Origin of the sequence: Bradyrhizobium sp. ERR14 (assembly GCF_014198235.1) — a bacterium.
In the GTDB taxonomy this organism is placed as follows: domain Bacteria; phylum Pseudomonadota; class Alphaproteobacteria; order Rhizobiales; family Xanthobacteraceae; genus Bradyrhizobium.
Genome location: NZ_JACIHD010000001.1, coordinates 759,879 through 782,642, shown reverse-complemented (window position 1 = coordinate 782,642; position 22,764 = coordinate 759,879). Strand labels below are relative to the sequence as shown.

Annotated in this window: 23 protein-coding genes; 7 read left to right on the top strand and 16 right to left on the bottom strand. The window is 63.5% G+C overall.

All coding sequences use genetic code 11. From position 1 onward, the window contains the following. Positions 1 to 23 precede the first annotated feature (23 nt). Together GGD62_RS03875 and GGD62_RS03870 are read left to right on the top strand one after the other, a co-directional pair. Complete coding sequence (locus GGD62_RS03875; protein WP_018317993.1) at positions 24 to 722, top strand: ribonuclease activity regulator RraA; 699 nt, start codon at positions 24 to 26, stop codon at positions 720 to 722. A 15-nt stretch (positions 723 to 737) separates the two neighbouring features. Beyond that, positions 738 to 1,142, top strand: coding sequence for a cupin domain-containing protein (locus GGD62_RS03870; RefSeq protein ID WP_018317994.1), 405 nt, complete (start codon positions 738 to 740; stop codon positions 1,140 to 1,142). A gap of 86 nt (positions 1,143 to 1,228) precedes the next feature. Here GGD62_RS03870 and GGD62_RS03865 read toward each other — a convergent pair whose 3' ends face one another. From GGD62_RS03865 to GGD62_RS03835, 7 genes are all read right to left on the bottom strand, one after another. Next, positions 1,229 to 1,585 carry a hypothetical protein gene (locus GGD62_RS03865; RefSeq protein ID WP_092258046.1) on the bottom strand — a complete coding sequence of 119 codons (357 nt, stop codon included), beginning with the start codon at positions 1,583 to 1,585 and terminating at the stop codon, positions 1,229 to 1,231. Positions 1,586 to 1,742: 157 nt separating this feature from the next. After that, on the bottom strand, positions 1,743 to 2,999 hold the full coding sequence (locus GGD62_RS03860) for a hypothetical protein (protein WP_183707142.1): 1,257 nt from the start codon (positions 2,997 to 2,999) through the stop codon (positions 1,743 to 1,745). A 16-nt stretch (positions 3,000 to 3,015) separates the two neighbouring features. Beyond that, complete coding sequence (locus GGD62_RS03855) at positions 3,016 to 4,593, bottom strand: CHAT domain-containing protein (protein WP_183707140.1); 1,578 nt, start codon at positions 4,591 to 4,593, stop codon at positions 3,016 to 3,018. After that, a complete protein-coding gene (locus GGD62_RS03850; RefSeq protein WP_183707138.1) occupies positions 4,590 to 7,382 on the bottom strand; it encodes a PAS domain-containing protein in 2,793 nt (930 codons plus the stop codon). Before GGD62_RS03850 ends, GGD62_RS03855 begins: the two co-directional genes overlap by 4 nt. A 458-nt stretch (positions 7,383 to 7,840) precedes the next feature. Then, positions 7,841 to 8,704, bottom strand: a complete 864-nt coding sequence (locus GGD62_RS03845) for a DUF2147 domain-containing protein (protein WP_183707133.1) — start codon at positions 8,702 to 8,704, stop codon at positions 7,841 to 7,843. A gap of 201 nt (positions 8,705 to 8,905) precedes the next feature. Continuing rightward, entirely contained in the window at positions 8,906 to 9,394 is a 489-nt protein-coding gene (locus GGD62_RS03840) for a hypothetical protein (protein WP_183707131.1), read from the bottom strand. Positions 9,395 to 9,408: 14 nt separating this feature from the next. Continuing rightward, positions 9,409 to 10,188 carry a transporter substrate-binding domain-containing protein gene (locus GGD62_RS03835; RefSeq protein ID WP_092258061.1) on the bottom strand — a complete coding sequence of 260 codons (780 nt, stop codon included), beginning with the start codon at positions 10,186 to 10,188 and terminating at the stop codon, positions 9,409 to 9,411. Positions 10,189 to 10,314: 126 nt separating this feature from the next. Here GGD62_RS03835 and GGD62_RS03830 point away from each other — a divergent pair, with 126 nt between their 5' ends. Further along, positions 10,315 to 10,812: a DUF1993 family protein gene (locus tag GGD62_RS03830; RefSeq protein ID WP_183707597.1), complete on the top strand. Its 498-nt coding sequence runs from the start codon at positions 10,315 to 10,317 to the stop codon at positions 10,810 to 10,812. A gap of 66 nt (positions 10,813 to 10,878) precedes the next feature. Here GGD62_RS03830 and GGD62_RS03825 read toward each other — a convergent pair whose 3' ends face one another. From GGD62_RS03825 to GGD62_RS03800, 6 genes are all read right to left on the bottom strand, one after another. Next, on the bottom strand, positions 10,879 to 11,406 hold the full coding sequence (locus GGD62_RS03825) for a hypothetical protein (RefSeq protein WP_183707129.1): 528 nt from the start codon (positions 11,404 to 11,406) through the stop codon (positions 10,879 to 10,881). 259 nt (positions 11,407 to 11,665) lie between these two features. Further along, the gene (locus tag GGD62_RS03820; RefSeq protein WP_183707127.1) at positions 11,666 to 12,655 is read right to left on the bottom strand and encodes a hydroxyacid dehydrogenase; all 990 of its coding nucleotides are present in this window, start codon (positions 12,653 to 12,655) and stop codon (positions 11,666 to 11,668) included. Positions 12,656 to 12,689: 34 nt separating this feature from the next. Further along, the gene (locus tag GGD62_RS03815; protein ID WP_018318005.1) at positions 12,690 to 13,790 is read right to left on the bottom strand and encodes an ABC transporter ATP-binding protein; all 1,101 of its coding nucleotides are present in this window, start codon (positions 13,788 to 13,790) and stop codon (positions 12,690 to 12,692) included. Between the two features lie 6 nt (positions 13,791 to 13,796). Then, positions 13,797 to 14,708, bottom strand: a complete 912-nt coding sequence (locus GGD62_RS03810) for a carbohydrate ABC transporter permease (RefSeq protein WP_018318006.1) — start codon at positions 14,706 to 14,708, stop codon at positions 13,797 to 13,799. Further along, complete coding sequence (locus GGD62_RS03805) at positions 14,708 to 15,646, bottom strand: carbohydrate ABC transporter permease (protein ID WP_018318007.1); 939 nt, start codon at positions 15,644 to 15,646, stop codon at positions 14,708 to 14,710. The genes GGD62_RS03810 and GGD62_RS03805 overlap by 1 nt, the downstream gene beginning before the upstream one ends. Before the next feature lie 147 nt (positions 15,647 to 15,793). Beyond that, positions 15,794 to 17,134 (bottom strand): ABC transporter substrate-binding protein, encoded by a 1,341-nt coding sequence (locus GGD62_RS03800; RefSeq protein ID WP_018318008.1) that lies wholly within the window; start codon positions 17,132 to 17,134, stop codon positions 15,794 to 15,796. A gap of 468 nt (positions 17,135 to 17,602) precedes the next feature. Here GGD62_RS03800 and GGD62_RS03795 point away from each other — a divergent pair, with 468 nt between their 5' ends. Both GGD62_RS03795 and GGD62_RS03790 read left to right on the top strand, forming a co-directional pair. After that, positions 17,603 to 18,400 (top strand): Spy/CpxP family protein refolding chaperone, encoded by a 798-nt coding sequence (locus GGD62_RS03795; protein WP_183234301.1) that lies wholly within the window; start codon positions 17,603 to 17,605, stop codon positions 18,398 to 18,400. Between the two features lie 111 nt (positions 18,401 to 18,511). Continuing rightward, positions 18,512 to 18,889, top strand: coding sequence for a response regulator (locus tag GGD62_RS03790; RefSeq protein ID WP_018318010.1), 378 nt, complete (start codon positions 18,512 to 18,514; stop codon positions 18,887 to 18,889). Between the two features lie 111 nt (positions 18,890 to 19,000). Here the strand turns inward: GGD62_RS03790 and GGD62_RS03785 are convergent, their stop codons facing one another. The 3 genes from GGD62_RS03785 to glk form a co-directional block, all read right to left on the bottom strand. Beyond that, complete coding sequence (locus tag GGD62_RS03785) at positions 19,001 to 19,156, bottom strand: hypothetical protein (RefSeq protein ID WP_183707125.1); 156 nt, start codon at positions 19,154 to 19,156, stop codon at positions 19,001 to 19,003. Positions 19,157 to 19,299: 143 nt separating this feature from the next. Continuing rightward, on the bottom strand, positions 19,300 to 19,503 hold the full coding sequence (locus GGD62_RS03780) for a hypothetical protein (RefSeq protein WP_018318012.1): 204 nt from the start codon (positions 19,501 to 19,503) through the stop codon (positions 19,300 to 19,302). Between the two features lie 151 nt (positions 19,504 to 19,654). Then, positions 19,655 to 20,641: a glucokinase gene (glk, locus tag GGD62_RS03775; RefSeq protein WP_183707595.1), complete on the bottom strand. Its 987-nt coding sequence runs from the start codon at positions 20,639 to 20,641 to the stop codon at positions 19,655 to 19,657. A 247-nt stretch (positions 20,642 to 20,888) separates the two neighbouring features. Between glk and pncA the strand changes: the two genes are divergently transcribed. Both pncA and GGD62_RS03765 read left to right on the top strand, forming a co-directional pair. Further along, a complete protein-coding gene (pncA, locus tag GGD62_RS03770; protein ID WP_018318014.1) occupies positions 20,889 to 21,527 on the top strand; it encodes a bifunctional nicotinamidase/pyrazinamidase in 639 nt (212 codons plus the stop codon). Positions 21,528 to 21,543: 16 nt separating this feature from the next. Next, positions 21,544 to 22,659 (top strand): alpha/beta fold hydrolase, encoded by a 1,116-nt coding sequence (locus GGD62_RS03765; protein WP_183707124.1) that lies wholly within the window; start codon positions 21,544 to 21,546, stop codon positions 22,657 to 22,659. Positions 22,660 to 22,764: the final 105 nt, after the last annotated feature.

Here is a 22,764-nt window from a genome sequence, read left to right as displayed (position 1 = left end):
CCATCCGGAGCTCGTCTGTTTCCATGTCGCTGTCCCCCGAAGCCCGCAAGATCCTCGCCGGCATCACCACTGCCACCATCACCACGGTCCTGCTGAAAAAGGGCCTGCGCAACGTGTGGATGCGGGGCGCGCGGCCGCTGCGCCCCGGCCTGCCGCGTCTGGTGGGGCCGGCCTTCACGCTGCGCTTCGTGCCGGCGCGCGAGGATCTGGCGACGCCGGAATCCTGGTCGTCGCCGATCTCGACCCGCACCGCGATCGAGGCGATGCCGGAGGGCTGCATCGCCGTGGTCGATGCCATGGGGATCACCGATGCCGGCATCTTCGGCGACATCCTCTGCGCCCGCATGATGAAGCGCGGCGTCACCGCGCTCGTCACCGACGGCGTCGTGCGTGACGTCGAGGGCGTGCTCGGCACCAACCTGCCGGTGTGGTGCGACGGCTATGCCGCGCCGCCTTCGGTCGCCGGCCTGACCTTCGTCGGCTGGGGCGAGCCGATCGGCTGCGGCGGGGTTGCTGTGTTTCCGAACGACATCGTGGTCGCCGACCAGGACGGCTGCGTGCTGATCCCGCAGGCGATGCTCGAGCACGTGCTCAACGAGGGCGTCGAGCAGGAGCGGATGGAGGCCTGGATCGTCAACGAGGTGAACAACGGCGCGGTGCTGCCCGGCCTCTACCCCATGAACGCGGAAACCAAGGCGCGCTACGCCGCCAGCAAGAAGTAACGAAGCGAGGACCCCATGGAGATCACTGTTGCCGGCACGCGGCTGACCCGCCGCGCGCCCAAGGAAAACTTCACCGGTACCGTGTGGCAAGACCCCATCATCATGGCGCCCGCGCCGGCACGGCTGAACTGCTCGCGCGTCGCCTTCGAGCCCGGCGCGCGCACCAATTGGCATCACCATCCGCTCGGGCAGACGCTCTACGTCATCTCCGGCGTCGGCCGCGTCCAGACCAAGGGCGGTCCTGTCAGGGAGATCCGCCCCGGCGACACCGTCTGGATCCCGCCGGGTGAATTGCACTGGCACGGCGCTTCGCCGACCAACGGCATGTGCCACATCGCCATGCAGGAGGCGCTCGACGGGACCTACTCGACCTGGCTGGAGCCGGTGACCGACGCGGAGTACGGCGCGGCGCTGGGCTGAGGCGCACATGTCCCGGATCAGCGGCGCAGCGTTACCGGACGATGCTTCGCATCGCCTAGGCTGCACCGCGCCCGGGACATGGCAACCTACATCCGTTCCGCCGTCCACGTGCCCGTGCACAGCGCGCCGCGCCAGGTGCCGGAGCCCGAGGTGCCGCTGAGCCGGCCGAAGCCGACGGCGCGCTTGATGCCGGTGCTCAAGGTGACGTTGATGCTGCCGGCGTCCGCCACGCGGCCCGATGCCGTCACCGCGGCGCTGGTCGATGCGATCTGCCCATTGTTGATACCGATCGCGACGGTGGCGCCGTTGCCGCAGGTCTCGCTCGAGGACGAGATCCGCACGTTCCAGGCGCCGTCGAAGCTGGTCGATGCCGCATTTGCCTGTCCGCAGAGCAGGGCGGCGGCCCAGATCGCGGCGAAGATACCCTTGCAAAGATGTCGCATGACACGCCCCATTGGCTGAACCTGCGGGGCATCGTGTCACGACATGGGGCGGACCGATGTGAGGGGTGTCACGGATGCGGGCGGATGGTCCAACGCGATCGTGTCGGAGCGCCGCCGCATCAGCCGGGCAGAGCCGTGCAAGCAGGCGTTCGTGCCATCACCTTGCTTTCGCGGTCCGATCGATCACGCGCGCCAGCGAGACGGCGGAGTTTGTATCGACCAGCGGGGCCTTGCCGACTGTCTTTCGCAATGCGAACGCCTCGGACGCAAAAAGCTTGTCCGGATCATCAGGGGCGTCCTTGATGCCGGTAAGCAGGCGGATCTGCATGCCCTTCAGGAGCTCCGTCACGGCCGGTTTGGCGATTGACTTGTCGTTGGGGTCGGCCAGGAGTGCCTCTTCCCAGCCGCGGTGAGCATTCTTGGGTGTCACGCGCTCCACAAGCTTATCGTAGCTGGTCTGGTAGGCGCCGATGGCCACGAGGCGATCGTTTTCGGCGAGCTCAGGCGAAGTGATCACCTCGGAGCGCAGAGTCAGCATCTGCTCGTCTGCATGCTCCAGCTCCCGCTTCATGATGCTGCTTGCAACACCCTGCCAGTGTCGGTGAAATCCGAGCTGCGTGAGAGGGTTGATCGTATCAGGTCCCTCGGGCAGCAGGCTGGCCGTGAACTCTATGGCCAGAAGGCAATAGTCCAGGCCAGACACGCGCTGGCCGTCCAGCAGCAATCTGTCGTCGGTCACCACCAGTCGCTTGGCAACCGCTTCGTCCAGGTCGGGGCCGGCAACCAGGAGATAGCCGCTGCGGGCGAGCGCATTGCCGTCGGCATAGGAGAACAAGGGCGTGACGATGTTGAGTCCGAACAGGCCCGCGACCCGGTCGTAGATCTTTTCAGCCACGCGCAACCCGTCGGAAACGCCCGGCGCGAGCCCGGTCTGTGTGGTCAGGTCGGCCGCCAGTTGCAGGACCTGTTGCGCGACGTCGTGAAACGGAAGGCGGAACAGCCCGACGAACAGGGACAAATTGTCCTGCTTCATGGGCGCGCGCCTGACGGCGTAGATATTCTTGAAGTCGACATACCCCGGAGCGGCACCGGCGGCCTTCAGCTGAGCGGCGATCTCGTCATTGCTCAGGATCGTGGGTCGGCGCTGACGCCCGTCGCCGAAGCTGAACTCGGTGAGCACGACGCCGAGCGGAAGGAACGAGTTGAAAAACTTGCCGCCCTCGCGCAAGCCCATTTCGACCATACGCACGCCGAAATAGCTCGCTTCGGGCAGGAAGGTCTGTCCCGCGGTCATCGCGTTGCCACCGCTCGACGCGACGTAACCGACATAGGGGCGCCGCAACTCGCGGCTCGCCCAGTGCTCCACGACGTTCTTGAGTGTGGCCCAAACTGTCATGACATCCTTCCACTCCAAGCAGCTCAGTGGTTGCTCACTGGCAGCGAGCTGCCCAATCGGTCGACTGCGCCAGCAAGATCGGTGAGAGCCAGATCGGACTTTCTTCGTCGTAGTTCAGGCTTTCCCACGATGCGCGACAGGCTTTGCGGAACGCGACGCAAACGGATCGCGTCTTGTGGAGTTCGTCATAGAACTCCCTGGCGAACTGCGGCGCGCGTTCGTCCTCGACATTCCATCGGAAGCCCAAGGCGTAGGGGATTCCGTTCATCACCAGTTGCTGAACGCAGCCCTTCGAGATGCCACGGCAGGCCGAGAGGTAGACCAGTGTCGTCGTTGAAAGCCCGTCGGATGCCGCCACCCTGTCGAGCTTCAGGCCGACCGCTTGCTGCGGTTGCAGTCCGGGAAGGACGAGGGTTGCGGTTTTCTGGCCATCGCTCCAGGCGTGACCGGCGTAGTGGAGAATGGTCGGCCGGAATGCGTCGAGCTGCTTCAGCAGATAGGGGGCGGCCTCGCCCGGAGGGGCGTCCGACAAGTTGACGACCTTCAAATCGAAACAGCCCGCGGCACCCAGCTCTGTCACGTGCTTCAGTTCGGTATCGATATTGCCAAGCTTGTCGAATTTCTTGCCATCGCAGATCGCGCTGTCGAGCTTCAGATCGGGATGTTCGCCGATCTGAGAACGAACGAACATCAGTTTTGCACCCGGTTTGATCCGCGCCCGCTCACTGGCCCTTCCGCGGACAAAGGATGGAATGCGCCGGACGATCGGCGCATAGAGCAGCACGAATGGCCCATTTTCCTCCGAGAGATAACGTACACTCGCCTCGAAGGGCACCGGATAAAAGCCGGCGTCGCTGATGACGAACCGGAACGACAGTCCCACCAGCCCGCCCGCGGACTTCTCGATCTGCGAGAACAGATGTTCGCCGATCGCTTTGACAACGAAGCTTTTGAACAGGCGAGTTCCGATGTCCCGCGTTTGGCCGAGCCAGTTGTTCAGCGGCATCTCATCGCGCGCATAAGTCTGAGCGGCAGATTTGAGGTCATCGAGATCGCTGATGGTGTTCCAGCGAAGCATAGGAGAGCCGTCTTCACCCGTTCCGAGCCGGCATTCCACCTTGGCGCTATGGATTTCGATCTCGATCACGCGGAACGCGCCCGGAATCGCATCCGTCTCGTCGGGATGCCCGGTGAGCATCGCAATGAACGGGCGCAAGATCCGATGCCGGTGCAGCTGCAGCGCGTCCATCGGCAGGATCAACGCATTGCCTGCTGTTCTGCACTCTTCCTCCAGGTCCGCGCAGGTTCCGAACGAAGGTGCGATGACCAGCACGGAGGTGTGGGGGTCCTGGGCCAGGACGACGGTGTTGAGCACGTGCTTCGCGCCAAGGGTCGTGCGTGTGTCGAATACGGCGCTGGGGTCAGTCGGCAACCGGGCGTCGAGCGCGAGCAATTCAGTCTCATTCGCGATGAGCCACTCGCTGGTCTGGTCCGGGGTCATCAGAGGCTTGTCGTACAAGTCCTCCAGGGCCACCCCGGCCGCGAGCAGATGTCCCCGCAGGGTTTCGAACATGCTTGGTTCGGCGGTGGCTATGGCAATCTTTGCTGTCATACCGGTGCCTCCTGCGCGCACAATGGCAGGTTGAACTCGAGTCCCGCGCCGTCCAACTCGACCAGAGTGCCGTCGTGCTGCTCGGCAGCCTTGCGTATCGCCTCGATCGCGATGCTAGCCATCTGCCGTGCCCGGTGCTGGCTCTGCTCGATCGGGTCCGCCGCCGACGGTGCCAGAGCGTCGGTAATCGTCGCGGGCAGGCGCATGGACACCGAGAGGCGATGCGGCGGCCGTTCCGCGATCGTCACGGTCAACCTGTCGTTCGGCGTGATGCGCAACAACAGCAGAGAGCTGAGGGCGGAGCGAAATGCAAAGCTCAACCTCTTCGCCCATCCCTTGACCAACACCGGATGACGCATCGCAATCTGGTCGACGAGGTCGATCGCGGCACGATCCTCGACGGGAAGGCCTTCGACCTCGTGATAAAGCACTTCCAATACGTCGAATTGCTCGGGGGCCTCCTGCGGCGTCTGCTGAACGGTCAGACGATCGGATAGACGTTCGAAAGTAAGGTCGGCCCTCAGCAGGTGGTTGGCGGCCTGCTCGAGCAGCTCGGCGCAATTCCTCATGAGCTCTGGTTTGCTCAGGAGCGATGCGGCGCCGCGCAGCAGGCCATCGGCCATCAACAGTGGGGCGCGGGTCTCGCGTGCAACGGCCGTGACGGTCTCTTCCAGATAACCCCAGTCGCTCTCCCGGCTTTGGTCGGCAAGGCTGGTAAACAGCCAGAGTTGATGACCATAATCGTCATTCAACGGCTCGCGATTTGCGAGAGTCGTCAGCTCGGTGCGCGGTGCGTCGCCGATCGTCAGGTGGATGTGAAGACGGTGCTGGATCCCGCATTCCGCCAGTTGCACGGAATCTTCGTTCCGGGCGCCAAATGACGAGAGCTTCTTGTCACGCGCCTGGCCGAAGATGTTCTCGGCTGCACCATTCATGTGGCAGATCGTTCCAACGGCATCCACGATCACGGCCGCCTGCTCGATTCTATCCATGAGCGCGTGCTCGATCGCTTCGTGCCAGCGAGCCGCAAAGATCTGTTCGCAGTCGGCGGCGAGGCCACTTGCCGCGTCCTGATCAGGCCCCCGGAACGCGTTGAACTCCGATGATTCCATGTCCAGGATCAGTTCGATCTTGCCATTCACGAACAGGGGCACTGTCATGGCGGATCGCTGATCGGGTGCGGTTTTGATGAAGCCGTAGTTCCTCTCGGTATCGCTGATGTCAGGAACAACCAGTATGCTCCGCTCGGCCAGGCAGCTGCCGAGCATGCCGCTGGACAGCTCCTGGGTGTACTCGGCCCTGCGGTCAGGAGCTTTCACGAGCAGGTTTCGGTCGTTCTTGACGTGCTCGGCGACCAGCACGAACTTGCTGCGGCGGCGATCGACCCGGAACACGCCGACATACTCCCAGCCCAGGCATTTCGTGGTGCCTGTGGCCAGCAGCTCAGCGATGGCGCGTGCGCTCGCTGCCTTGTTCAAATCGTCCTTGAGTTTGCGCAAGGCGCGTGCCTGGGCGTGTTCCATGGCGGCGTCTGCGGCCTGCAATATCTCCTCGACGCCGAGATTTTGCAGCGTGCGCAGATCCGAGGCCGTGTATTGGTGCTTGCGGGACAGCAGAGCAAGCGAACTTCCAAACCGGCCTCCGGCTTTGCGGATCGGCAATACGATCATCGACTCGAATTCGTCGGCGATGATGGCCTTGCTCACCGGGTTGTCCATTTCCTCCGGATTGAGGCGCTCGACGAACGCGGCCAAATTGTTGTCCCACGTCTTGCCCTGCTCGAGCCAATCGATCACGCCGGGCGGCACCTTGAACCAACGCGTGCTCCACTCCCAGCTAGGTCTGGGAAAGACGGTGACCGCTCGCCAATAATCGCTGAGATCGTTGTAGACCCCGAACGTGCTCATTTCGAACGGGATGACTTTGCCGATGGCCTGAAGCGTTGCCTCGATGATCTCTTGCGGATCATCGTGCTCGGCTAGAATCGTCTTGAGCTCACGACGGGCGCGATCTTCGGCAAGAGGAGCGAACAGCACCAACAGCCCTGCCGAGCTGTTCGGTGCTTCCATGTAAGGTGTTCCGCTCACCCTTGCCAGAACGGAACGACCGTCTTTCGGGCGGAGCCTGACGAAGCTCGAGAAGCCCGTTTGTTTGGTGATCCATTCGGCGAACAGGTTCGTCGTTCCCTCGTCCTCGGATCCGAACACGAGGGAGAGCGACATCTCCTTGAGTTCCAGTTCCGAGAAGCCAAGAACCTGCACCGCGCGCTCGTTTGCGAACCGGATCTTGCCTGTCAAGTCGGTGCGGAGCACGCCATCCTGCAAGGCATCGAGACGGCTCTGTTCAGCGCTCTGGTCGAGCAGGAGTGCGTAATTGCCCGGCTTTCCATCCTCGTCGCGCAACGGTCCAATCTCGACTCTGACCTGACGGACCGTTTCGTGGGTCTGGATGTCTGCGCGTAAACTCGTGTTGTGATTTGCCCGGAGGGCCATGCACACGTCGGCTGCACGGGGGCCGAACAAGCCGGAGAAAGCAGCGCCGCGCCTGCCGGGAATGAGCTTGTCGAATGCCGCATTCGAATAGACGATGCGGCCGTCGTTCGCCAGTTCGACGAAGGGAATCTCGCTGTAATGTGCGGCTTCATCGAGCGCGTCATACCGATCCGACAATACGCTCAGCATGGTATTTTGCGATTGCAGGATTTTGCCGACGGTCTGAGCGTCGAAACCGAACTCCGAAACCAGCATCCGCGCTTGCTCGTTGACCAGTGGCTGCAGCGCGGTCGTCAAGCTTGTCTGCCGACTTCGGAGCGCGCCGATCACATGGCGTCGTATGCTTTCCTCCGACATCAACAAGCCGGGGCCCCAGTCACCTGAGACTAGCGATGGCGTCGCACGGAGTTCCTCCATAACAACCTCGCTCGCTTACGCAACTATCGGCGCCGAAAGAAGATCGGCAAATGACTTTTTCGGTTTACTCAATCTCGGCGAAACGGTGCCGACTGCGCGGTAGACAGGTCGCAAATAGTCTGGCGATCAATCCAGACTAGAAGCAACTTCGGCGGGCAGAGTATGAAATGGTTCACAATGGGGGCATTTGAATCGAGCGGTCCTACGACACGAGGCCTCGGCTCGCATGGGCGGGGATAGCGACGACTATCCCGGCCAGTCGGATCATAGATTGCAGGCTGTGTGACGAAAACGTCAGCCTACCTGCGCCAGGTTGGCTCACGTGCAATCAGCGCCGCTCAATTCACCCGCGTCCAGGTCTGGCCGCCGCAGAACATGCCGCCGAAGGCGCAGCCCTGTACGCGCAGGCGGTCGGTGCCCTTCATCGCGATCGTCGAATCGTAGGTCGAGCCGGAGTTCGGATCGAGGATGCGGCCGGACCATTTCTGGTCCTTGCTGGGCTTCATGTTGATCAGAACCTGCTCACCATTCTGGTTCGATTTGGAATCAACCGAGTAGCCGCAGAGATTGCTGCCGCATTGCTCGATGCGGACCTTGCCTTCCTTTTCCTCGGTAAGCCAGACGCCGAGCGGCGAGCTGAGGTCGCGTGTGGCCGCGGCTGCCGGAGCCGGCGTGGCTGCGGCCGCCTGGACGGGAGCGGCGGCAGGCGCCGGAGCGGGCGGCGGAGGCGGCGCCGATGGTGCAGTAGCGACGGTCGGAGCGGGCGGTGGCGCCACGGTGGGCGCTGCCTGCTGCTCAGCGGGCGCAGGGGCCGGGGGCGGCGCAGGCGGCGGCAGCACGGCCGTGTCAGCCGGCGCGTTGGTGGCGGTCGTGGTCGGCGGAGGCGCCGGCGGTGGTGGCGCAGGAGGCGGCGCCACGGCCGCAGCAGCCGCGGGCGCCTGCACGGCTGCGGGCGGGGCGGCGGGAGCGGGAGCTGGAGCGGCTGGTGCCTGCGGATCGACCGTGGCCTGCTGCGGCGACTGGTCGTTCTTCTTGGCCTTCTTGGCCTTGGCCTGGCCGGTGTTGTCGTACACGCCGGGAATCTGCACCGTGCCGCGGTCGGGATCGATCCGGATGGTGCGTCCGCCATATTCGAAAGTGTACTGTGCTTGAGCAGCTGTACTCGCCAACAGGAATGCGGCCGCGGCCAACAGCTTCCTCATTTCCATCTCCTGAGCAGATAGTCCCCGGACCGACTCTTACGCCCCGGTTCGATCTTCAAAAGTGATCTAGATCACTGTCCTCGGTATAAGTCGTGCGCGTGCCGACCTTGGTTCAATAACGCCGAACTCTGCCCGGAGTTGGGCAGGGCGGCCCCGCTCGAATTTGGCGCGCCTGAGCGGCGAAGATTCAGCGCGCCGCGTCTACCTCCGCGGACAACCCGCATTGGCGGCCTGGTGGGCGCGGGCAAGCGCTGCGTCGTTCGCCTTGTCGGCATGAACATCGACCGAACCAACGAGGCAGGCCTTTGTGCCATCGATCGCGAACACGGAGAGCTCCTGGAGCTCCTTCTCATCCTCGCCGACCCGTCGCCAGGTGCGGATCACCGCGGCCCTTGGCACGCCGGCTCGCATGATCCACTGCACCTTTTCGCCGAACGACTTGCCGGCGCCGCGCCATTGCGCGGTCGGCCCGGACACCTTCTCGATTGCGCTCCGAGGCGCAATCGTGACAGATACGATGTTGCCTTCGTCGGCAAAGCTCACCACGTAACCGGCCGGACCCGGGCAGGTCCACAGGCCGAGTTCATTTGTCGACTCGTCCTCGCAGGCCGGCCCTGTCGCGGGCGTGAACTTCGTCTTCGCGACCGCACCGTGGACCCCGCCGATCCCGAGCGCGATTGCGATTGCCAATTCCCGTCGCATTGCTAGTCGAACCACGCTGCATAGATCTTCTTGTAGCTGCCGTCTTCCATCGAGATATGCAGCCATTGGTCGACGAAGGCCTTCAGCGCCATGTCGCGCTGGAGCCAATAGGCCTTCTCGGAGAAGTCGAACGGTTTTTCGGGATGCACCGCGCAGAGCACGCCGGCGTGCTGCTTCTGCTGGTAGCGCGTCTCGGAGGCGTCCGTCATCATCAGATCGGCGTTGCCCTTGGCGATCTCGTCGAAGATCACGGTATTGTCGGAGAAGACGGTGATCTCGGCGTCCTTGATGTTGGCACGCGCAAAGCGCTCGTTGGTGCCGCCAGGATTGACGATCACGCGGGTGCCCTTCTTGTCGATATCAGGGAGCGTCTGGTACTTGCCGACGTCGGCGCAGCGCGCGATCGGCGTCTTGCCTTCGCGCATGATCGGCGTCGAGAAGAAGCCCTTCTTCTGCCGGTCGAACGTGACCGATACGCCGCCCATGGCGATGTCGAACTGGTCGGCCTCGAAATCCTTCATCAGCTTCGGCCAGGCGGTCGGAACGAACTCGACCTTGACCCCGAGCGCCTTGCCGAGCGCCTCCGCCATGTCGACGTCGAAGCCGCTGAATTTTTGCGTCGCCTTGTCCAGATAGGTGAACGGCTTGTAGTCGCCGGTCATGCCGACGCGCAAGGTGCCGCGCTTGACGATCTCGTCGAGGCGCGAGGGCGCCTGCTGCGCGTGGGCCGAAAGGTTTGCCAGCAACGCCACGGCCGCGGCCGCCAAGATTCGAACAGCCATCCGAACGATCATGTCTTTTCCACCCCTGCGCGAGCTGTCATTGTGCAGCTCTTGAGGTGTGGATTTAGACCAGATGCTAGTCGCTGGCGAGATGGAATTGAAGGGAATCTTGACGTGACGATCTCGATGTACGAGGGCTCTGTCGGCCTCTTCGTCCCGCATTTGCGCAACCTGTCGGGACTGCTCGACAAGGGCGTGGCGTATGCGGAGGCCCGCAAGTTCAATCCGGCCGTTCTGCTCGGTATGCGGCTGGCCCCGAACATGTACGATCTGGCGCAGCAGGTCGGCGAGGCCTGCCGGCATGCCGTGGTCGCCCCGGCCTTGTTGGCGGAGCTCGAGCCGGTGACGCTGCCGGCGCTAGAGCACGACATGGCCGGACTTCAGGCGCGGATCGCAACCTCGATCGAGTTCATCGAAAGCCTGCCGCGTGCGGAGATCGATGCGGCGGCGGAACGGAATGTCTTCTTCAGGCTGAAGAACGGGACCGAGCTGCCCTTCACCGGGCGAGCGCTGCTGCTGACGTTCAGTGTCCCGCAGTTCTTCTTTCACGTCACGACCGCCTACGACCTGCTGCGGCATGCAGGTGTCGAGCTGGTGAAGAAGGATTATCTGGGAAGGAAGTAGTTGGCGGTGCTCGGTGTACACCTCTCCTTTCGGGAGGGGTGTACACCGAGACCTGAGGCCGGAGCGCTAGGCTTCGCCCTTGCGCTCGTAATCGGCGAGCGAGCTGCGGCCGGCGATCTCGCTGCGCAGCTGCTCGAAGCGCCTGTTCGCCTCGTCCTGCTGGACGTCGACGAAATGCACCGCGGCCTCGCTCGTCATGGGGCCGCTGACCACGGGCGTGGACTGTTCGCCGATGGTCTCGTGGACGTAATACTGGCCGTCATCGCCGCGATGGACCGTCCATTTCAGGCGGATCGCCACCATGGGCCCGGGCCCGACCTTGCTGTAGCCGTCGGCGTCGGTGTGCTCCGGCACCAGCGGCTGCTCTTCGACCATTGGATGCTCGTCGACTGACTGATGCTCGTCGACCGACGGATGCTCGTCGACAGCCGAATACTCATCGACGACCTGATGCTCGTCGGGGTCCACGTGCTCGCGCTCTCCGGCAACCACGATCTCCGTCTCGGTCTTGCGAATGACGAGGACGGGCTCGGGGTGCTCCAGGATGCTGGCGATGGTCGCCAGCGCGTGGTCGGTCGGGTCGATCTCTGACAAGGGGTGATCCTCCAGCTCGGCACGGCCGGCTAGTCCTGTCCCGCTGCCGCCGCGCTTCCGTCACCATTACGCGCGCTTGATTAAGGCTGAGTTGGGGCTCGATCTGCACCAAAATGGGACGCATTCTGGCCTTCCGAAGGCGGGTGGACTAAGCATGATCCGGAAAAGTGCGCAGCGGTTTTCCGAAAAGATCATGCTCAAACAATAACTAAAGCGCGATGACGATTCATCGCGCTTTGTCCATCCGCTTTCGGCTTGTTCAGCCCAGCACGTCCTGATTGATGATGTTCTGCCGGATGGGATCGCCGTCCAGCACACTCAGGATGTTGCGCGCGGTCTGCTCGCTCATGCGGCTGACCGCCTCCACCGTGACGCCGGCGACGTGCGGGGCGATGATGACGTTGGGTAGCGCGAACAGCGCGTTGCTGACCGGCGGCGGCTCCACCTCGAACACGTCGATGCCGGCGCCGGCGAGCTTGCCGGAGACCAGGGCGTCGTACAGCGCGGCTTCCTTCACGATGCCGCCGCGCGCGGTGTTGATGAGATAGGATTTCGGCTTCATCCGGCCGATCCGCGCTGCATCGAACAGACCGACGGTTTCCGGCGTCTTCGGGCAGTGGATGGTGACGAAATCGGCGTGAGGCAGCGCGACGTCGAGGTCGGCGACGGGCTCGCAGCCGGCGGCCTTGATCTCGGCGGCTGGCTTGTAGGGATCGTAGACCTGCACGGTCATTTCCATCGCCAGGCACCGCTTGGCGGTACGGCTGCCGATGCGCCCGAAGCCGATGATCAGCACGGTCTTGCCGTACAGATCGAACGGCAGCATGCCGAGCCGGTCGGCCCATTTGCCTTCCTTGACGCAGGTGTGCAACTCGTTCGCGCGCTTGGCCAGCGTCAGCATCATGAACAGCGCCTGCTCGGCGACCGAGGGCGAGTTGGCGCTGCCCGCGACCATCAGCGGCACCTTGCGGCGGGAAAGGGCGGGCACGTCGACGGCGTCGTAGCCGACGCCGATGCGGGTCACGACCTTCATGTCCTTGGACGCCTCGAGCTCGGTCTCGCCGAAGGCGGTGGCGCCGAGCGCCACGCCATGGACCGGCGCATGGCTCTTCAGCAAGGCCTCGAAATCCCTGGCCGAAATCAGGTTCGCAAACTCGACGAGCTCGATATCGTCCCGCTGGGTGAGGAGGGCGCGTGCCCCTTGCGACAAAGTTTGTGTAACGAAAATCTTCTTCTTGTTGGTCGCCATCGTCCCCTGCCTGCGCGAGTTTCTTGGACCGGCGTCACAACACGACGCCGGTCGCCTCGTTTAGCAGGTGCATGTTATTGAGGTCCATCGCCAAACGCATGGGTGCCCCGTCCTTGGCGCCGGCGTTGGGATCGACGCGGCCGCAGATCGGCGTGCCCTCGAGCCCGAAATAGACCAGGGTCTCCATTCCCATCGGCTCGGTGACGTCGAGCACGGTCTCGAAGGTCTCGACGCCCGGCCCCAGATGCGCATGCGACTCGGTGAGATGCTCGGGCCGCAGGCCGAGCAGCAGCTTGTCGGTGCGCGGCAGCGCGTTGTAGCGCGCCGCGCGGGCCGGCGGCAGCGCGAACGCGATGCGGTCGGTGAGCCGGATCTGGAGCGTGCCGCCGGCGTCCTCGAGCCGGCACGGGATGAAGTTCATGGCGGGCGACCCGATGAAGCCGGCGACGAAGCGCGTGGCCGGCTTGTGGTAGAGCTCATTCGGGGTGCCGATCTGCTCGATCTTGCCCTTGTTCATCACCACCACACGGTCGGCCAAGGTCATCGCCTCGACCTGGTCGTGGGTGACGTACACGGTCGTGGTGCGGACCTTCTGGTGCACCTTCTTGATCTCGATCCGCATCTGCACGCGCAGCTTGGCGTCGAGATTGGACAGCGGCTCGTCGAACAGGAAGACTTTCGGGTTGCGCACGATGGCCCGGCCCATCGCGACGCGCTGGCGCTGGCCGCCCGAGAGCTGTTTCGGCTTGCGGTCGATCAGGTCGGTGATGTCGAGGAGGCGGGCGGCTTCCGTGACCCGCGCCTTGATCTCGGCCTTGGGATAATGCTTCAGGCGCAGCCCGAACGACATGTTCTCCGCGACCGTCATGTGCGGATAGAGTGCGTAGTTCTGGAACACCATCGCGATGTCGCGGTCTTTCGGCGGCACGTCGTTGACGACGTCGCCGCCGATCATGATGTCGCCGTCGCTGATGTCCTCGAGGCCCGCGATCATCCGCAGCGTCGTCGACTTGCCGCAACCGGAGGGGCCGACCAGCACGATGAACTCGTGGTCGGCGATATCCAGATCGATGCCGCGCACGGCTTCGACGTCGTCGTAACGCTTAACCACTTTCCGTAAAGCAACGTCAGCCATGAGACATCAACCCTTTGTCGCACCGGCGGTCAGGCCGGCAATGTAGTAGTCCATCAGGAAGGCGTAGATGATCAGCGGCGGCGCCGCGCCGAGCAGCGCGCCGGTCATGATCTGTCCCCAGTTGAAGACGTCGCCCTTGATCAGCGTCGTGGTGATGCCGACCGGCAGCACCAGTTGGTCCACCGAGGTCGTGAACACCAGGGGATAGAGGAACTGCGCCCAGGATACGGTGAACGCGAAGATGGTCGCGGCGATCAGGCCGGGCAGCGCGACGGGGATGAATATCCGCGTCAGGGTCTGCAGCCAGGAGGCGCCGTCGATCAGCGCGGCCTCGTCCAGCTCCTTCGGGATCGAGGCGAAATAGCCGATCATGATCCAGGTGCAGAACGGCACCGTCAGCGTCGGATAGATGAACAGCAGCACGTACCATCTGTTGAGCAGCGTGATGCCGGTGATGTCCTGGACCATTCCGAGCACCTTGAACAGGGGAATGAACAGAAGACTGTCCGGGATCAAATAGGTGAGGAAGACGCCGGTGGCCAGCGTCGCCGAGCCCCAGAACTTCATCCGGGCCAGCGCAAAGGCGGCAGGGATGCTGATCAGCATCGTGATGATGACGACCACGATCGACACGATCGACGAATTCCAGAAGAAGCGCAGGAACTGGTTCGAGCTCAGGAGCTCGACATAGTTCGACAGCGTCGGATGGAACACCCACCAGGGATTGGTCGCCGCCGATATTTCCGCGCTGCTCTTGAGCGAGGTGATCAGCATGTAGATCGGCGGCGTCAGGAAGAAGATCGCAAACAGCACCAGGAAGAAATAAGACCAGCGCAGCGCCCAGGTGCGGTCGCGGCTCATGCTGCCGTATTTGATCTTGCGGGAAGGGCCGGCCTTGTCGATTGCAAGCGTGCTCATCAGGCTTCATTCCCGCGTTTGTTGACATCGCGCAGGATGAAGATCGCTGCGACGGCGAGGATCGGCACCATGAACAGGGAGACGCAGGCGCCGAGCGGAATATCGCTGCTCTGGATGCCGACCTGGAATGCCCAGGTGGCGAACAGATGCGTCGTATCCAGCGGGCCCCCTGACGTCAGGATGCGCACGATGTCGAAATTGGCGAAGGTCACGATCAGCGAGAACAGCGTCGTGATGGCGATGATGTTGCGCATCATCGGCAGCGTCACGTACCAGATCCGCTGCCACCAATTGGCGCCGTCGATCGCCGCGGCCTCATAGAGCTGTTCGGGCACGGATTTCAGCGCGGCGAGGTACATGATCAGGAAGAACGGCGCGCCGTACCAGACGTTGACCAGGATGACGGAGAAGCGCGCCCAGAAAGTGTCGCCGAGCCAGGGGATCGGACCGACGCCGAAGAAGGACAGCGTGTAGTTGAAGGCGCTGTAGGAGGGATCGAACAGCCACAGCCAGGCCAGCGTGCTCATCGCCGGCGGAATCACCCAGGGCACCAGCAGCATGCCGCGCCATTTGCGCTGCTTCTTGCCCGGAATGTTGTGGACGAAATGCGCGACGATGAAACCGATCAGCGCCTTGAAGACCACCGCGGTGATGGCGAAGATGCAGGACTGCCGCACCACCATCCAGAACGTCTCGCGCTTGAACAGGAAGGTGAAGTTGCTGAGGCCGACGAACTTCGTCATCGCCTTGTTCAGCGTCGCGAGGTACACCGAGTAGAAGGCGGGGTAGAGCACGAGCAGGACGATCAGAAGGATCAGCGGAAGCGTCAGGAAGAACGCCACCGTCGATTTCCGTCCGAGCGCGTTGCGCAGGCTTGATCCCTTCCGCGCGCCCCTTGCACGGACGGCGCGACCTTGCTCGACGACGACATCGGCCATCTCAGCTTCCTTGAATCAGCTCTATTGGATCTACTTCTTTGTCCAACCGCGAAGCCGGCCATTGGGGTCGGCTTCCCGGCCATGCGAATTCGATGACGGGATGCAGGCGGCTCACGCAGATGGCGTGAACCGCCCCGCACACCCCACCTAGCTCCGCATGAAGCCTTCGCACTCGCCCTCGGCCCAGGCGAGGGCCTGATCCATGGTCTCGCCGCGTGCAAAACGCAGCGCCATCTTGGTCAGCGTCGCCTGGAAATAGATCTGCTGCGCGATCTTGGGCGGTGCCGGGGACGCCGCGATCGACAGCGTCTGATGCTTGTAGGGGTCGGGATAGTGGAAGAGCGTTCCCTTCGGCGGCCCTTCCTCTTCCCATGTCTTGAGCTTGGTCATGTTGGCGTAGGCCGGCAGGTCGTAGCCGCCGCTCACCGCGACGAACTTCTCGATCGACGATGGCGAGGACATGTGAACGAGCAGGCTCTTGGCCGCCTCCTTGTTCTTGCCAAAACTCCAGACACCCCAGAAATAGGGCAGGTACGGTGCAAACCGGCCCTTCGGACCGGACGGGAATCCGTGCGTCCAGCACTGCTCGGCAACCTGCGGCGCATCGCGCTTGGCGACGGCCCAGGCGCTCGGCGGATTGAGGATCATCGCGCCGCGGCCGGAGATCAGCCATTTGTTGTTGGAGGCGTCGTCCCAGGACGGCGCATCCGGCGGCAGGAAGGCGATCAGCTTCTTGTAGAACTCCATGGCCTGGCGAACCTGATCGGTCTTCACCGTGATGTCGCCCTTGGCGTTGACGAGCTCGGCGCCGAACGACTGGAAGATCGCGCCGGCGGTGTCCACGCTGTCGGTGGTCTCGCCGAGACCGATGCCGAACGGAACGCCGGCCTTGTGGCAAGCCTCGGCTGCCTTCAGGAAGGTCTCCATGGTCCAGTTCTCGACCTTGGGCGGGCCGCCGACCGGGTACATCTCCTGCACGTCGATGCCGGCATGCTTCTTCATCAGGTCGATGCGGGAGCAGGGGCCCTTGATCTGGCTGCCGGGTGTCGCGGGCACTGCGAGCCATTTACCGCCCGACTGCCCGAGATATTTGACCGTGCCGTTCACCTCACCGTTCTGCTTGAGAAGCGGCTCCATGACGTCGTTGAGCGGCTCGAGATTCTCGGCATAGGCCTGCGGCCACCAGCTCGGCATCTGCAGGATGTCATGACCAGACTTCGCCTGGGCTTCGGCCGCGGCGGTCAGCTCGATCTTCTTGTTGTTGCTGGTGATGTAGTCGATGGAGACTTCGACCTTCTCCTTCGCGGCCCATTCGTTGACGAGGTCGGTCGAGGCCTTGTTGGCGCCCGGCACCCAATGGTCCCAGAAACCGATCGAGAGTTTGCCGGCGGCGTAAGCGCCCCGGACATAGGGCGCTGTGATCAGCGCCGCGGAGGACATTGCAGTGGCAGCCACAAATTGACGTCGCGTCAGTGTCTTGCGTGACATCTCGTTTCCTCGCCTGGGTGTTTGTTGTTGGAGTTTCCTCTAAGACTTCTTTTCCGAGTTCTTGTTGTTGGATTTTCTTATTGATGCCGTCGGCCCAGGTGAACAATTCACGCAGGCCGCAGCAAATTGGTAGCGCGATCAGATCATGATTGACCGCGTCTGTCGAGAAAGCCGAACGGCTCGCGCCTAGAACTAACGTTGCGTCCTCGAACGCGGCAGCGCTGTGCCGGTGGTGAGCTGCGATCGCTTGTTTTGCGACGCACACGTCGCGAGAGCCGGCCCGGAACGATCCGTGCGCAATTACGCCGCAGTTTCGAATAAGCCTGCATAACCGCTTCGCGCGAAAGACTTTTCGGGCGTGGACAGCATTCGGCCGCGTCTGGACCGCGAAGCGGCGGAAACGATAGAGTTGCAGCTGGCGGGTGACTCCGCCCCAACACGCCAGTCAGATCGACGATGGAGACGAGAATGATCAACCCGGCGCCGTCTGCGCGGCTTCACATGCGGCGATGGTTCGCACTGGGGGCCGTGCTTACGCTGCTGCTCGGTGCGGCCGCAGTGGCCCAAGCTCAAGGCCTGGTCAAAGGCGTTCAGGACGGCGCGGCGGCCGGAAACAAGGCGGCAGGTCCCGTCGGTGGCGTGCTCGGCGGTGCAATCGGCGGCGTGGTCGGCGTTTTCACCGGCGTGCTCGGCGTCGGCAATAACAACGGCAATCAGGCCCCGGCCGCCAGGGATGCAGGCAAGGATGCCAAGCAGCAGGGCGCGGCCAAGGACAAGGATGCCAAGGACAAGGATGCGAAGGGCGCCAAAGCAGGCAAGGGCGCCAAGGCGAGCAAGGAGGCCAAGAACGCACCGCAGGGCAAGGACAATAAGGATGTCACCGTCCTCACCCAGACCGGCGCGCCGCAGCAGACCGCTGAGCAGATCGTCGCCAACAGCGATTCCTATATCGAGCGGATCAAGACTCAGCTGAATCTTACGGCTGATCAGGAGAAGCACTGGTACGGCTTCTCGAGCGCAATGCACTACCTTGGGCATAATGGTGCAGAGCGGCTCAACTTGCGGGTTGCGCGCGCCAAGCGGGATCCGCCCGACGACATTATCGAGCAGATGCGAAACGAGGCGCAGTTCCTGATCGACCGCGCCGCCGACCAGCGCAATGTCGCCGACGCCGCCGAGCCGCTCTTTTCGAGCCTCGATGACAAGCAGAAGCAGGTCTTCATTCAGGAGATGGTGCGGCTGAGCCACGAACGCGGATTGGATTGATCAAGTTGAATCGGATCGGGCGCGTCTGAATTAACGGAGCCGGCCACGAATTCGTGAATCCTCTCCAAAATTGAGGTATGATTATCTTCGCAAGCTGACTGCGGGGTTGATATGGCGGACGGACTCTCCGTTTTCCTGGTCGAAGACGAGGCGTTGATCCGGATGATGATCGCCGACATGGTGACGGAACTCGGCCACCACGTCGTTGCGGAAGCGGACAATGTCCGGGACGCCAGCGCGTTCGCCATGACCGCGCAATACGATATGGCCATCCTCGACATCAACCTGATGGGCCTTTACGTCGATCCCGTCGCCGACCTGATCGAACGTCGCGGAAAGCCGTTCATGTTCGCCACGGGGTACGGTCCGGAATTGCTGCCGTCCTTGCTCAGACGCAGGCCGATCCTGCGCAAGCCGATCGCTATGGATCAGCTCAAGGCGATGATCGATTCCATGTTTCCGGGAGCCCCGGCCAAAGCGCCGCACTGAGTGACGGCGAGGACGCCGCACTGGTGACGGCGAAGACGCCGCACTGAGATAGCCCAACGAAAATGGCCACCCGTCAGGGGCGGCCATTTGGCGGCAGGATTTGTCGTGGTCTCAGATCAGGCCGGCGCCGAGGTCGATGCCGTACGCCATCAGGCCGAACGAGGCGACCAGGCCCGTGCAGCAGAACAGCAAGATGGTCCTGAAGGACGAATCGGCGAAACGCGCTTCGACGACGGCCGGCATCGCGGCGATCGAAATCATGCTCATGTCATTGCCCCCTTGTTGACCCTGAATTGCATCAGGTGAGGGAACCCTAGGGCAAAAAGTTTGACGTCAGATTGGGGGACATCCTTAACGGAATCCCAATCGGATTCCGCAACTCTCCGGCGCTGCGGGCCGGATTGCAAGTCTCAGTTGCGGCCGTTCTTCAGCACCCTGGCAATGGTGTGGGCCGTCATGGCCGCGCGGTCGGAAGCGCGCTGGGCGGCCAGCCGGTCTCGGGCCTTTTCCTCGATCAGAAGGTCGATCAGCGCCAGCCGCTTGTCTTCGTCATCCGCCTCGCTCAGCAGGCGATGATAGCGGTGGTAGTCGAAACCAAAATCCTGCTTACGCATGTCACGCCCCCGCAACTACGCCACACACAAACACACGGCAGGATTGTTTCTCATCCGGAACACGCAGGCAAGCACGTTCATGTATGGAACCGCGCGTGCGCGGCAATCAGCTGTGCATTAATGGAACCGAACCAGGAAGGACGACCGAACTTCAATTTGGATTTGAGTCGGCGAACATCTTCAGGCCGACGAAGCTCGCGTCTGGCTTCGTCACGAGCTTGGTCGGGATGTTGCGCAGATAGTCCTGGAAGCGCCCCTTGGCTTCGAAGCGCGCCCGGAACGCAGAGGCGAGAAGGAACTCGGGGAAACGCGGCACGATTCCGCCGGCGACATAGACACCGCCGCGGGCACCGAACGTCACCGCAAGATTGCCGGCGACCGAGCCAAGGATGGCGCAAAACATCTCCAGCGTTGCGCGGCTGACGGGACAGGCGCCTTCCATCGCGGCCTTGGTGATGGCGGCAGCATCGCGATGCGGCACCTGGGCGCGGTCAACTTCAGCCAAGGCCTCGTAGAGGTTTTGCAGCCCGGAACCCGAGAGCGCGCCGCGTTCGATGGAGACGTGGCCAAGGCGGCGGCGCAAGCACGCAATCACACGTTCCTCGCGCTCGTTCTCCGCCGGCAGGGTCGCATGTCCTGCTTCGGTGACGACGGCGAGGCGCGCGCCGTGGCGTTCGACCAGACAGGAGACGCCAAAGCCGGTTCCGGGGCCAACCACCAGCAACGGCTCTCCGGCCAGGCCGTTTTGTCCGCCGAGCGGGATCAGATCCGCAGGCTGCAAGGCGGGCAGGGACCAGGCCACCACCTCGAAATCGTTGAGCACATGGACGCTGTCGAAGCCGAGAGCCGGCTGCAGCTCGTTGCCGTCGATGACCCAGGGACTGTTGGTCATGACGCAGCGGTTGTTGGTGACGGGGCCTGCCACGGCCAGCACGGCTCTTTGCGGCGGCTCGCCGCCGGACCGGCGCGCCAGCACGTCCGCGATGGCTTCGCGGACGGTCGGGAAGTCGGCGACCTTCACATAATCGATCGGTCCGGTCTGGTCGCCGCGGCCCAATTCGCTCCGGCTCAGCGCGAAGCGCGCATTGGTGCCGCCGATATCGGCGAGAAGTATCTGTCCTGTCTTGCCGATATTCATGACTTCGTGGCCGCCGCCGCCTTGCGGCACGACAACCCTGTCCTCCAGTCCTTCGACCCGATCCGCGCAGTCACGGACAGTGCGAGAATCCGCCCTTGGGTGCGCCTAGTCAACACGGACGAGGCCAAACCGTTGCATCATGGCGGCCGTCTGGCGACCAATTCGCACGGCGCGGGCGGTTGCGAAGCTGCGCGGGAAGGCCGACACTCAGGGGACTTGTCCGGTGCCGGCGCGCCGGGCACATCGAATGAGACCGGCGATGAAGATTTCCGACCGCGACGTGCTGCTGGTGATCGACGTGCAGAACGACTTCTGCACCGGCGGGGCGCTTGCCGTGCCCGGCGGCGAGAAGGTCGTCCCTGCCATCAACCGAATCGCCCAAAAATTCGCCAATGTAGTGCTGACCCAGGACTGGCATCCGCGCGACCACGTCTCGTTCGCGCCGAACCATGCGGGCAAGCAGCCGTTCCAGACCATCGAGCTCGACTACGGCACTCAGGTGCTCTGGCCGGCGCACTGCGTGCAGGGTACCTCCGGGGCGGAGTTCCATCGCGATCTCGACGTCGTCAGCGCGAGCCTCGTGGTGCGCAAGGGCTTTCGCCGTGGCATCGATTCCTATTCGGCGCTGTTCGAGAACGACAAGCGAACGCCGACGGGCCTGCTTGGATATTTGCGCGAACGCGAGCTGAAGACCGTGATCGTCGCCGGCCTCGCGCTCGATTTCTGCGTCCGCTTCTCGGCGGAGGATGCCCGCAAGGCAGGATTCGAGGTCGCGGTCATCGAGGACGCCTGCCGTGGCATCGATCTCGACGGCTCGGTCGCTGCGGCCCATCGGAGTTTTCGCGACCTCGGCATCTCCATCGTGAGCCTCGAGGCGTTCCTGTGACGATCGTGAGATGGCCATGGTGAAGCAGACCGGCAAACAGAGCGGCGCACAGGGGCCTGCCCCAGACGACCCGCTGCTGTGGCCGTTTGCAGCGGCGCGCCTTGCGATGGACAGCTGCTTCTGGTGGCTGGAGCGCGGTCCGGCGGAGCAGGGCGACAGCACTCTGCCCTGGACGACGCCGAGCACCGTCGCGCTCGAGCTCGCGACCATGCGCCTGCGCGATTGCTCGCAGACCCGGTCCGGCCAGCCGGCGCTGGTCTGCGCGCCCTATGCGCTGCATCGGGCCCTGATCGCCGATTTCGCACCCGACCACAGTGTGGTGCAGTCGCTGCAAGCCGGCGGCATCGACCGGGTCTATCTCACCGATTGGCGGTCGGCGACGCCGGACATGCGCTATCTCTCGATCGACAGCTATCTCGGCGATCTCAATGTCGCCATCGACGAGATCGGCGCGCCGGTCGATCTGGTCGGCTTGTGCCAGGGCGGCTGGCTGTCGCTGCTTTATGCGTCGCGCTTTCCGGCCAAGGTGCGGCGGCTGGTGCTGGTCGGCGCTCCCGTGGATCTGTCGATCGAGTCCTCGTTGTGCCGGCTCACCCGCAACGCGCCCGAGATGGTCTACGACCAGCTCGTCGTACGCGGCGGCGGCAATGTCCGCGGCGAGGAGATGCTGCGCTTCTGGTCCAAGGCGCCGAACCGCGATGATATCGTAACGGCGTTGCAGAGAGACCTGTCGGACGCGGAGGGCGCGGCGCTGCTCGCGCGGTTCGACCGCTGGAACGCCGAGACGCTCGATCTGCCGGGCAAATATTATCTGGAGATCGTCAACCGGATTTTCCGGGAGAACCAGATCGCTAGCAGCAGTTTCGTCGCTCTTGGTCGCACGGTCGATCCGAGGGACGTCAAGGCGCCGGTCTTCCTGCTGGCCGGGCTCGACGACGAGGTCGTGCCGGCTGCGCAGGCGCTCGCCACTGCGGGCCTCCTCGGCACGGCGCCGGCCTTCATTGCGGCGGCTTCCGAGCCGAGCAATCACCTCGGCCTGTTCATGGGTGCGCGCACCCACGCGCATGCCTGGCCACGGATCGCCGCCTGGCTGCGCGACGATCTGTCCGGCGTGCTGGCCCGCAGCGCCTGAGCTCGCAAAGGTACCGGGCAGACCAAGGCGCTTGGCAGACGTCGCCGGGCAGACCGCGGCGCAAATCCGTTATGCATGACCGCGGATGGCCTGCACGGGACCGGG